Consider the following 11,216-nt stretch of genomic DNA (forward strand, 5'->3'; position numbering starts at 1 on the left):
ACGGGGTGGGGGAGGTTGCGGCCACGCACCGGGCGCAGGCGGTAACCGCTATCCCCCCCCCGTGCGAACCGACCGGGGTGGGGCCGGGGGCGGGCCACCCCGTCGGCCGCCAGTTCGATGCCCTTCGACGAACCTTGAACCCGTCGGCTCCCTCCCTCTCGCGCCGCGCCCCGCCGCCCGGTATCTTCGCATGTAACGGTTTACCGTGATTTCGTCGGACCTTCTGACGGCCAACCGTTACTCGTCCCAGATTCAGCCTGGCTCCACCGCACCGCAGTCGTCATCGAGCATGTCGCAGATCGCACCCGCCACCCTCGAGGGGTGGTACGCGCTTCACCAGGTGTTCTCCACCGACTGGCCCGCCCTGCGCGCCCGCGACGCCGCGCACCGCATGGACGTGGGCGAGGCGGCGTGCGCGCTGTTCAACCAGATCGCGCAGGGGCCCAACGGCGGCTGGAGCGCGGCGTTCCGGCTGGTCGGTGGCGGCGGGGACTGGATGTTCGTGCACTTTCGCCCCACGCTGGACGAGCTGGCCGACGTGGCGCTCCGCCTGCGCGACACCGCCCTGGGCGAGCTGCTGCGGCTGGAATACGACTACCTGTCCGTGACCGAAGCCGGCCTGTACCACGCGACCGCGGAGGCGGCGAAAGAGTCGAAGCCCGGCACGCCGGCGTTCCGCGCCGCCATCGACGCCGCGCAGCAGGCCGAGACCGGCTCGGACCACATCCGGTCGCGGCTGTATCCGCAGGTGCCGGACGGGATGCGCTACGTCTCGTTCTATCCCATGAGCAAGCGCCGCGGCGAGCAGAACAACTGGTACGCGCTGCCGGTGGACGAGCGCAGCCGCCTGATGCGCGAGCACGGGATGACGGGGCGCACCTTCGCGGGGCGCATCTTCCAGGTGATCACCGGCTCCGTGGGGCTGGACGACTGGGAGTGGGGGGTCACGCTGTTCGCCCGCGACCCGCTGGAGTTCAAGCGCATCGTCACCGAGATGCGCTACGACGAGGCCAGCGCGCTGTACGGCGAATTCGGGAGATTTTTCACCGGCATCCGTTTTGCGCCCGGTGACTGGCCGGCACTGCTTGGCGCGCAGGGGGCCGGCGCCTGATCGCAGGACCTCCGGACGCCCGAGCGGGCCCGGGCCCGGCACATCGGGCCCGGGCCTTTTTGCATCCGCCGGACGCGGCCCGCGAATGACGCGACGCCGCCCCGGCGCGGGAGTTCTGGCCTAACCCCGCCGCGAGCCCCTACATTCCCCGCATGAACTGGACGCTTCCCCTTACAATCGTCGGCGCCGCCGTGCTGCGGCTGCTGTCCGACTTTGGCCGGTTCAGCGGCTTCGTGGGCGAAAGCGGGCGCGCGCTCGCGGACCTGCGCACCTGGCCCGGCCTTACGGTCATGCAGATGCGCAAGCTGGGGGTGAACTCGCTCCCCATCGCGCTCTTCCTTTCCGCGTTCACCGGCATCGTGCTGGCGCTGCAGGCGTCGTACACGTTCACGGGCGCCATTCCCATGTACTTCGTGGGCGCGCTGGTGGGCAAGACGATGATCCTGGAGCTGGGCCCCGTGCTTACCGGCCTGGCGCTCAGCGGCCGCATCGGCGCCAACATCGCGGCGGAGCTGGGGACCATGCGCGTTTCCGAGCAGATCGACGCGCTGGAAACCATGGCGTACAACCCGGTGTCGTACCTGGTCGTCCCGCGCGTGATCGCGGGGACGCTCATGGTGCCGGTGATCGTCGTCTTCGCCAACGTCATCGGCATCATCTGCGGATGGGCCACGGCGCTGCAGATGCTGGAGATGAGCACGTCGCAGTTCATCCGCGGCCTGCGCCTGTTCTACGACCCGTTCGACATCACCTACTCGGTGCTCAAGTCCTGCTCGTTCGGCTTCGTCATCACCATCGTGGGCTGCTACCAGGGCTTCAACACCCAGGGCGGCGCCGAGGGCGTGGGCGTGGCCACCACCCGGGCCGTGGTGATCGCCAGCGTGCTGATCCTGGTGCTGGACGCCTTCTGGGCCGCAACGCTGCTGCAACAGTGAGCATCCAGCTTTCCGGTGTCCACAAGTCGTTCGGGCCCAAGCAGATCCTGCGCGGGCTGGACCTGGATGTGGAAGAGGGCGAGACGGTGTCGCTGGTCGGCTTTTCCGGCGCGGGCAAGTCCGTCACGCTCAAGCACATCGCCGGGCTGCTGATGCCCGACCGCGGCACCGTGGTGGTCGACGGCAAGGAGGTGCCCAAACTCAGCCGCAACGACCTGTACAAGATGCGGCTGGACATGGGCTACGTCTTTCAGTTCGCCGCCCTGTTCGACTCCATGACGATCGGCGACAACGTGGCCATGGGGCTGCGGCAAAAGGGCGGGATGTCGGAGAAGGAGATCCAGAGCCGCATCGCCGAATCGCTGGGGCGCGTGGGGCTGGACGGCTTTGAAAAGCGGCTGCCGGCGGAGCTGTCCGGCGGCCAGCGCAAGCGCGCGGGCCTGGCGCGGGCCATCGCGTATCGCCCCAAGTACCTGCTGTACGACGAGCCGACCAGCGGCCTGGACCCGGTGACCACGGAGGTCATCGACCGGCTGATCATCCGGATGAAGGAAGACCTGGGCGTCACCAGCCTGGTGATTACCCACGACATGAAGAGCGCCTACGCCATCAGCGACCGCATCGCCATGCTGTTCGAGGGGCGCGTGGTAGAGGTGGGCACGCCCGACGAGATCAAGCGCACGGAAAACCGCATCGTCCGCGGCTTTGTCGAGGGGCGGCCGGAGATGATCGAGGAGGCGGAGGCCAGGGCGGCGGCGGACGCAAACGCGCCTTCGTCCGCGCGCGGCCCGCGGGACGCGGAACAGCAGACGGACGGACACCACGCGGGGCGCGCCCCGCACCGGAGGGATGCATGAGACTCAAGAACGAAGCGCTCGTGGGGCTGGTGGTCATCCTGGGCATCATCACCGCCCTGATGGGCGCGGTGTGGCTCAGCGGCCGCTCCTTTGGCGAGCAGTACAAGACGGTCCAGGCCAGCTTTACCGCCGTGGGCCAGCTCACGGAAGGCAACCCCGTCACCTACCGCGGCGTGAACGTGGGGCGCGTGGCGGCCATCGAGCTTTCGCCCGGCGGCACCGGCGTGTACGTGACCATGTCCATCCGCCCCGACGTGGAGCTGCGCGGCGACGTGGGCGTGCTGCTGGGCAGCGCCTCGCTGTTTGGCGACTGGCAGGCGCAGATCGTCTCCCAGGCCGAGTTTCCGGACCTGTCGTTTACCACCGCGCCGCGCCGCAACATCCTTCCCGGCGCCACGCTCCCCGACATCTCGGAGCTCACCGCGGTGGCCGCGCGCATCGCGTCCGACATCGAAACGCTGTCGGCGCGCATCCAGATCGCGTTCACCCCCGAGACGGCGCTGGAGATCCGCAACACCATCGAGAACGTGGGCGAGGTGAGCGACCAGCTGAGCGGCTTCATCGACGCGCAGACGCAGACGTACGGGCAGGTGGGCCGCAACGTCCTGGCTTCGACCGAGAACATCCGCCTGGCCACCGCGTCGGCCCAGACCACCATGAACGAGCTGCGGGGAAGCCTGCAGGGCGGCGACGTGCAGCAGATCATCGCCAACGCACGCAGCGCCACCGAAAACCTGAACGCGCTCACCACCGAGCTGCGCGGCGCCGCCAGCGGCGTCCCCGGCCTGGTCGCCCGCGCGGATTCGACGATGGGCGCCTTTGGCCGCACGGCGGAAACGCTGAACACCACCATCGCCGGCGCGCAGCCGGGGCTGGCGGAGCTGGGGCCCACGGTGACGCAGGCGCGGCTGGCGATGACCAACTTCAACACCCTGCTCACGCAGCTGTCCTCGCAGCAGGGCACCGTCGGCCGCCTGATGAGCGACCCGGCGCTGTACGAGGAGTTCCAGCGCCTGGTGACCACCATGCAGCGCCTGATGGCCGACATCCAGGCCAACCCGGCCAAGTACATCGGCGAGCTGCAGGTGTTCTGAGGGAAGTGCGGGAGTGCGGGAGTACGGGAGTACGGGTGTAACTGATTTGTCGGTATGCCTGGAGTGCGCTTCGGCTGGCTCTGGCGCAGGCCCCCTCTGGGCGAGCACCACTCGCCTACCTCCCCCGAAACTGCCGGGGGAGGTTGTTGTTAGGGAGGGATGGGTTCGCTTCGGAGAGCGGTGGTGCGAGATGGTGGGCCGCCCCCCTCCCCGGCCCTCCCCCACAAACTGCGTGGGGGAGGGAGAACGGCAGAAGGCTTGTCGCCGCGGGATCGAAGTTCTCCCCTTTCTCCCGCGCAGCGGGGGAGAGGGGCCGGGGGAGAGGGGGCCCTGTCGGACGCAGTTCGATCTCGTTCGTCGAGCCGTGATACCGCGGTAACGTCTCCCCTCTCCGTGAGGAACGAACGGGGAGGGGCCGGGGGAGGGGCACCGCGTCGGACGCCAGTTCGATGTCCGTCGCCGAGGCTGGATCCGTCGGGCGCGCCGGGACGCGGCCGGATGCTCGTCGGGCGCGGGATGACCGCTCCGGCACGGTGAGCGCCAAAACCGCCCCGCGAGCACGAACCCTGCTACACGCCGTCGGTTTGTTGCAGTTGCTGGCTATTCCCTATTCCCTGTTCCCTATTCCCTGCTGTATGGCCCTGCTGGTCCAGAAGTACGGCGGCACCTCGGTTGGCACGCCGGAGCGCATCCGCGTGGTGGCCGCGCGCGTGGCGCGGGCGCGCCGCCGCGGCGACAGCGTGGTGGTGGTCGTCAGCGCCATGGGGCACAGCACCGACGAGCTGATCGAGCTGGCGCAGGCTGTCACCGGGGCAAAGGACCCCGGCGCGGAGCACGCGCGCGAGATGGACATGCTGCTTACCGCAGGCGAGCGCATCTCCATGGCGCTGCTGGCCATGGCCATCTGCCGCGAAGGCGTGGAGGCGCGCTCGCTCACCGGCAGCCAGGCCGCCATCATCACCGACCAGTCGCACACCTCCGCCCGCATCGTCGACGTGCGCGCCGACCGCGTGCGCGAGACGGTGGAAGCGGGCTGCGTGGCCATCGTCGCCGGCTTTCAGGGCGTGAGCACGGCTCGCGAGATCACCACGCTGGGCCGCGGCGGATCCGACACCACGGCCGTCGCGCTGGCCCGCGCGCTGGGGGCCGACCGCTGCGAGATCTACACCGACGTGGACGGCATCTTTACCTGCGATCCGCGCCGCGTGTCGGACGCCCGCATCATCCCCCGGATCTCGCACGACGAGATGGTGGAGCTGGCGCAGTCCGGCGCGCAGGTGATGCACGCCCGCGCCGTGGACCTGGGCGCGCGCGAGCCGGCGCTGGACATCCGCGTGCTGTCGTCCTTTGTGGAAGGGCCGCTGGAGGACGATCCCACGCGCGGCACCCTGATCACCGAAAATCCGATGGTACGCGAAGACCAGGTGGTAACCGGCCTCGCGCCCTCGCGCGGCTACGCCAAGCTCATCGTCCACGGCCTGCCGCGCGGCATGCGCACGCCGACCGAGCTCCTTGTCGCCCTGGCCGACGCGGGGGTGAGCGTGGACATGGTAACGGAGGCGCCGGACGCCGACGACGCCATCCTGCTGCAGCTGACCGTGCGCGAGGACGACCTGCCGCGCGCGAGAGAGATCGCGACGGAAACGGCGGCGCGGCTGGGCGGCGGCGGGCGGATGGAGGAGCACACCGGCCTGTCCCGCATCGCCCTTGTGGGGCGCGGGATGAGCGGGCGCCCCGGCGTGTACGCGCAGGCGTATCGGGTGCTGATGGACGCGGGTGTCGACGTCGAGGGCGTCTCCACCTCCTCCATCTCCATCACCCTCCTGGTCCCCACGCACAAGGAAGATGACGCGCTGCGTGCGCTGCACGACGGCTTTACACTGGGCCAGGCGGCGGAAGCCCCGGCCACCGCGGGGGTGGGCTGACCGATGCACATCGCACTGCTGGGCGCCACCGGCGCCGTGGGACGCACCATGCTGCAGGTGCTGGCGGAGCGCAAGCTCCCCGTCGACCGCCTGACGCTGCTGGCCTCGCCTCGCTCCAAAGGCCGTTCCGTCCACTGGGGCGGGCGCGACTGGGCGTGCTCCGTGGCGGAGCCGGGCGCGTTTCGCGGGGTGGATTTCGCGCTCTTCTCCGCCGGCGGCGACCGCAGCAAGGAGTGGGCGCCCATCGCCGCGGGCGAGGGCGCCATCGTGGTCGACAACTCGTCCGCGTGGCGGATGGACCCGCAGGTCCCCCTCGTCGTCCCCGAGGTGAACGGCGACGCCGCGCGCGAGCGGCCAAAGGGGATCATCGCCAACCCCAACTGCTCCACCATCCAGATGGTGGTCGCGCTGGAGGCGGTGCGGCGGGCGGCGGGCCTGGCGCGCGTGGTGGCGACCACCTACCAGTCCGTCAGCGGCGCGGGCGAGACGGGGCGCAGCGCCCTGCGCGACGAGCTGCTGGGCAACCGGCCGGAGGATTCGCCGTTCGCGCGGCAGATCAGCGGCAACGTCATCCCGCAGATCGGTGACTTCGACGCGGAGGGGTGGACGGGCGAGGAGCGCAAGATGATCAACGAGACGCGCAAGATCCTCGGCCTCCCCGACCTGCCCGTCGCGGCGACGTGCGTGCGCGTGCCGGTGGAAGTGGGCCACTCGGTGCAGGTGATGGTGGAGACGGAACGGGATCTTTCGGTGGATGACGCCCGCGCGGCGCTGGCGGCGTTCCCCGGCGTGATCGTGGAGGACGGGGCCAGCCGCTACCCCACCCCGCTGGAGACGGCCGGGCGCGACGAGGTGTTCGTGGGGCGCATTCGCCAGGACCTGTTCCTGCCGCGCACGCTGCACCTGTGGGTCGTCTCGGACAACCTGCGCAAAGGCGCGGCGACCAACGCCGTGCAGATCGTGGAGGAGCTCTCGGGTGCCTAGACGGCGGCGCGGCGGCGGCGCCCGTACACGGGCGGTGATCGAGACCAGCGCCGGCGGGGTGATTTACCGCTGGCGCGACGGCCGCGCACACGTGCTGCTCATCCGCGACGCGTACCACCACTGGGGCTTTCCCAAGGGCCACGTGGAGCAGACCGAGACCGCCGCCGACGCCGCGCTTCGCGAGGTGGAGGAAGAGACGGGGCTCAACTGCCTGCGCCTGGGGCCGCGGCTGCAGACCATCGACTGGTTCTTCCGCTTTCGCGGCAAGCTTATCCACAAGTACTGCCACTTCTACCTGATCGAATCCCCCGAGGGCGACACCTGCCCACAGCGGGAGGAGGGGATCACGGAGTGCATCTGGCTGCCGCTGGACGAGGCCATCAGCTCCATCAGCTACGACAACGCCCGCGAGGTCCTGAAGCGCGCCGCCGAACAGCTGGAAGCCGCCCTCCGCCGTGCCGCGGAAGAAGACGCGGCGGAAGAGGCGGCGCGCTTGGCGTTGCGGCAGGGGTCGTCGTCGTAACTCGCGTGGGCGGCCACGGGCCGGTGGGCGGCTAAAGCCGCGGCTCGAAATGCCATAAGCCCCGCCCAACGCTCGCAAAGCTCGCCAGGCGGGGCTTCACCTGCATGACGGTGATGGGGTCGGGCGCGGGATCGAACTTCCGTCGAAGCGCCGCAACGCCTTTCGATCCCCGGTTGCGGACGCGCAGGTGCGTGGAACGCCGCACACGGTCGGGCCGCCGAGTCCACGAAGGTGGCACGAAGGTGGACTTTGTGCAGTTGTAGCGGCGAATTGATTCGCTCCTGCAGGTGGACGGCACGTTGCCGGTTCAGATTCTCAACGGGCATCATTCGCTCCTGGTGGCGGATCGCACCGCATCCCATCCTATCGGCGCAGCGATTCGCTTCACCTCGTCGGGAGATGATCCGGCCGTATAACGCGCGAGGCCGCCCCGGCGATCCGGGGCGGCCTCGTAGCGCTCCTGGGAGCGCGACCGGCTACGGCAGGGTGCCGCGTCCGGCGCGGCGGTTGCGGTACTGGTCGTACGCCATCATCCCCAGCGGCAGCGCCCAGCCCACCGTCCCCATCATCCGCGAGCCCCGCGTGCTGCGGCGCGCCATGCGGTTCATCGCCCAGGTCGCGGCACCCGCCATCGCCATCCCCTTCATGCTCCGGCGACGGGGGCTCAGCATCGTGATCAGACCTAACATCGGCACGCCTCCTGTTCGTTGGCTAAGTGCTTGTTTGCGTGATGCTTGTGCACGATGCGGGCCACCACGCGCGCATCGCCGCTCTGGCCTGTGGACGGGTGCCGCGCTACTCTGTGCGCACCCTCCACTTCCTTGATCCATACCCGGATTCCATGATCGAAAAGGCGCCCGATCCGTTCAACTGGCGTACCTGGCACGCCGTTTTTGTCCTGGGCGTGCTGGGGCTGTTCCTGTTCAGCATCCGCAGCATCCTCAATCCGTTCATCCTGTTTCTGCTCCTGCTGTTTCTGGTGCAGCCGTATTCCGGCACGCGCTTTCACCTGATGCTGGTGAGCACTTCCGCGCTGCTGACCTTTATCTGGGTGCTGGATACGACCGGGTTCCTGCTGGCGCCGTTCGTCCTGGCGCTGGTGCTGGCGTACATCCAGCACCCCCTGGTCGCGCGGCTGGAGCGGCGCGGCCTGTCGCGGCTGGTCGCCACGGTGCTGCTGGCGCTGCCGGCCATCGCCATCATCGGCCTGGCGCTGTTCGTGGGCATTCCCGCCCTCAGCGCGCAGATCGCCGAGTTCATCCGCGGCACGCCGGCGTTTCTGCAGACGGCCACGACGCGGCTGGAGACGTGGCAGGCGCAGCTGCAGTCGCGCGACCTGCCCTGGCTTGACGAGCAGGCGCTGGTGGACCGGCTGCGCTCCATCCAGCCTGAGGCGGTGATGGCGTGGATGCAGCAGCGGCAGGCGGCCATCATGCAGGGCGCGTGGACGGGGCTGCTGGGCGTGGGCAAGGGGCTGGGCGCCGTGCTAAGCCTGCTGAGCTACGTCTTCCTTACCCCCATCATCACCTTCTACCTGCTGCGCGACTGGTCGGCCATCCAGGCGCGGCTGCGGGACCTGGTGCCGGCGCCGTACCGTGACCGCGTGGTGGGTTTTGCGTCAGAGTACGACCGGCTGCTCGCGCGCTACCTGCGCGGGCAGGTGCTGGCGGCCGCCATCGTGGGCGTGCTCACCTGGCTGGGGTTCCTGATCGCGGGATTTCCCTACGCGCTGCTGCTGGGCGCCGTGGCCGGCGTGTTCAACATCATCCCCTACATGGGGCTGGTCGCCAGCCTGATCCCGGCGCTGATCATCGCGCTGTTCTCCGCCAGCCCGCTCATCGCGCTGGTCAAGATCGCCGCCGTGTTCGCCGTGGTGCAGGTGCTGGATTCGTCCGTCATCGGCCCGCGCGTGGTGGGCGAGGCCGTGGGGCTGCACCCCGTCTGGGTGCTGCTGGCGCTGGCCGTGACGGGATACTTTTTCGGATTTGTGGGGCTGCTGATCGCCGTGCCGCTGGCCGTGCTGGTAAAGCTGCTGCTGGGCTACGCCCTCAACCGCTACCGCGCCTCCACCCTGTTCCGTGGCGAGCGGCCGCTGGTGGCGCTGGATTGATGCGACGAAGTGCGTGAGTGCGTGAGTGCGGAAGTGAGATGACGATGATGACGAGCAGGTGACGCCACCCACTCCCCGTGGAGCGGCGCGACGAAACCCTTCCGGGAGGTCAGACATGACCCGCAGGATCATGCCGGATCGCGGGAAGTACCGTTGGGCCGCGCCGCTGTGGGCGCTCCTTCTCCCCCTGCTGCTGGCGGCGCTCGCCCCCGCCGACGCCGAGGCGCAGCGCCGTCCCCGGCTGCTGGGCACCCCCACCACCCCGCCGGCCGACACCCTGCGCATCGCGGACGTGCCGCCCGCGCCCGATGGCACCGGCGCGTCGGAGAACGCGGAGCCCGCGGCCACCTCATCCACCGTCGCAAGCCGCGGCGTCTTTCCCGTGCAGCGCGTGCTGCAGATGCGCTCCACCGCGTACTGCCTGCGCGGCAACATGCGCACGGGCGTCCGCGTGCGAGACGGAATGGCGGCGGGTGATCCCAGCGTGCTGCCGCTGGGCTCCGTCGTGCGCGTCTCGCACCCGGACGGGCGATTGATCGGCATCTTTGTGATCATGGACACCGGCGGCGCCGTCCGCGGCAACAAGATCGACCTGTGGTTCGACAGCTGCCGCGAAGCCAGTGACTGGGGCACCCGCTCCGTCGTGGCCGAGGTGCTCGACATCGGCCGCGCCTGAGAGGGTGTTGCCAGCCCGCGCGAACTGAGCGGTGCCATCCTGAGACTGAGCGTGTGCTGAGCACACTGTCATCCTGAGGGAGCGCACACCCGCAACGTACGCAACCACAAGAGCTTGCGCGCGACCGAAGGATCTTTGTCGGGTCGCGCGAGACCCAGCCCCCGGGAGCCGTTCAAGGCTCCTGGTTCCGCGGCCAAGGTCATTCGGTCGGAGCCAAAGCATTGTGTATCAGCAGATTGCGGAGCGGCGCCTCGTGTTGAAACCTCAGTTTTCCCCCCGAAGCACACTGTCATCCTGAGGGCGAGCGCACGACCGAACCATCTTGGCCACATGAGTTTGCGCGCGAACGAAGGATCTTTGTCGGGTCGCGCGAGACCCAGCGCCCGGGAGCCGTTCAAGGCTCCTGGTTCCGCGGGCAAGGTCCTTCGGTCCGGCGCCAAAGCATTGTGTATCAGCAGATTGCGGAGCGGCGCCTCGTGTCGAGACCTCAGTTTTCCCCCAGAAGCACACTGTCATCCGGAGGGAGCGCACGACCGAACCATCTTGGCCACGTGAGTTTGCGCGCGACTGAAGGATCTTTGTCGGGTCGCGCGAGACCCAGCCTCCGGGAGCCGTTCAAGGCTCCGGGTTCTGCGGGCAAGGTCCTTCGGTCGGCGCCAAAGCATTGTGTATCAGCAGATTGCGGAGCGGCGCCTGGTGTTGAGACCTCAGTTTTCCCCCCGAAGCACACTGTCATCCTGAGGGAGAGGCCGTTTCAAAACTCCATTCTGAGTCTCTAACGACGGCCGCCGCGCCTCGCGCGCGCGAGGAAGGCGCGATTTTCAGCCGATGAGCCGTTGAGGGCGCCTCAGAGGCCGTAGGGGGCTCCTCAAAGCCCGGAAAAACGCGCCGAAAGGGCTCACACGGGCTGCGGGACGGGCATCTTGCCCGTCCTGAGTGCTTCCAGGAGACACTCCACCCCAAGCAGGCTCAAAACCCGCCTCAGGTTGTACGCCAGCGTC

At 69.1% G+C, this 11,216-nt stretch carries 10 protein-coding genes; 9 read left to right on the top strand and 1 reads right to left on the bottom strand.

Annotated elements, in window-relative coordinates; genetic code table 11:
• The first annotated feature begins 289 nt into the window (after positions 1–289).
• The 7 genes from hemQ (at position 290) to ACOJUJ_RS14505 (ending at position 7,429) form a co-directional block, all read left to right on the top strand.
• Complete coding sequence (hemQ, locus tag ACOJUJ_RS14475) at positions 290–1,111, top strand: hydrogen peroxide-dependent heme synthase (RefSeq protein WP_420127604.1); 822 nt, start codon at positions 290–292, stop codon at positions 1,109–1,111.
• Between the two features lie 152 nt (positions 1,112–1,263).
• Positions 1,264–2,046: an MlaE family ABC transporter permease gene (locus tag ACOJUJ_RS14480; RefSeq protein ID WP_420127605.1), complete on the top strand. Its 783-nt coding sequence runs from the start codon at positions 1,264–1,266 to the stop codon at positions 2,044–2,046.
• Positions 2,043–2,903: an ABC transporter ATP-binding protein gene (locus tag ACOJUJ_RS14485; protein WP_420127606.1), complete on the top strand. Its 861-nt coding sequence runs from the start codon at positions 2,043–2,045 to the stop codon at positions 2,901–2,903. Before ACOJUJ_RS14480 ends, ACOJUJ_RS14485 begins: the two co-directional genes overlap by 4 nt.
• Positions 2,900–3,997, top strand: coding sequence for an MlaD family protein (locus tag ACOJUJ_RS14490; RefSeq protein ID WP_420127607.1), 1,098 nt, complete (start codon positions 2,900–2,902; stop codon positions 3,995–3,997). The genes ACOJUJ_RS14485 and ACOJUJ_RS14490 overlap by 4 nt, the downstream gene beginning before the upstream one ends.
• 635 nt (positions 3,998–4,632) lie before the next feature.
• Entirely contained in the window at positions 4,633–5,922 is a 1,290-nt protein-coding gene (locus ACOJUJ_RS14495; RefSeq protein WP_420127608.1) for an aspartate kinase, read from the top strand.
• Between the two features lie 3 nt (positions 5,923–5,925).
• Complete coding sequence (locus ACOJUJ_RS14500; RefSeq protein ID WP_420127609.1) at positions 5,926–6,906, top strand: aspartate-semialdehyde dehydrogenase; 981 nt, start codon at positions 5,926–5,928, stop codon at positions 6,904–6,906.
• Positions 6,899–7,429 (top strand): NUDIX hydrolase, encoded by a 531-nt coding sequence (locus ACOJUJ_RS14505; RefSeq protein WP_420127610.1) that lies wholly within the window; start codon positions 6,899–6,901, stop codon positions 7,427–7,429. The genes ACOJUJ_RS14500 and ACOJUJ_RS14505 overlap by 8 nt, the downstream gene beginning before the upstream one ends.
• Positions 7,430–7,905: 476 nt before the next feature.
• Here ACOJUJ_RS14505 and ACOJUJ_RS14510 read toward each other — a convergent pair whose 3' ends face one another.
• Positions 7,906–8,118 (bottom strand): hypothetical protein, encoded by a 213-nt coding sequence (locus ACOJUJ_RS14510; RefSeq protein WP_420127611.1) that lies wholly within the window; start codon positions 8,116–8,118, stop codon positions 7,906–7,908.
• A gap of 152 nt (positions 8,119–8,270) precedes the next feature.
• Between ACOJUJ_RS14510 and ACOJUJ_RS14515 the strand changes: the two genes are divergently transcribed.
• Together ACOJUJ_RS14515 and ACOJUJ_RS14520 are read left to right on the top strand one after the other, a co-directional pair.
• A complete protein-coding gene (locus ACOJUJ_RS14515; protein WP_420127612.1) occupies positions 8,271–9,539 on the top strand; it encodes an AI-2E family transporter in 1,269 nt (422 codons plus the stop codon).
• A gap of 115 nt (positions 9,540–9,654) precedes the next feature.
• Positions 9,655–10,215 (top strand): 3D domain-containing protein, encoded by a 561-nt coding sequence (locus ACOJUJ_RS14520; RefSeq protein ID WP_420127613.1) that lies wholly within the window; start codon positions 9,655–9,657, stop codon positions 10,213–10,215.
• The last annotated feature ends 1,001 nt before the right edge of the window (positions 10,216–11,216 follow it).

It is taken from the genome of Longimicrobium sp. (genome assembly GCF_048594345.1).
GTDB lineage: Bacteria > Gemmatimonadota > Gemmatimonadetes > Longimicrobiales > Longimicrobiaceae > Longimicrobium.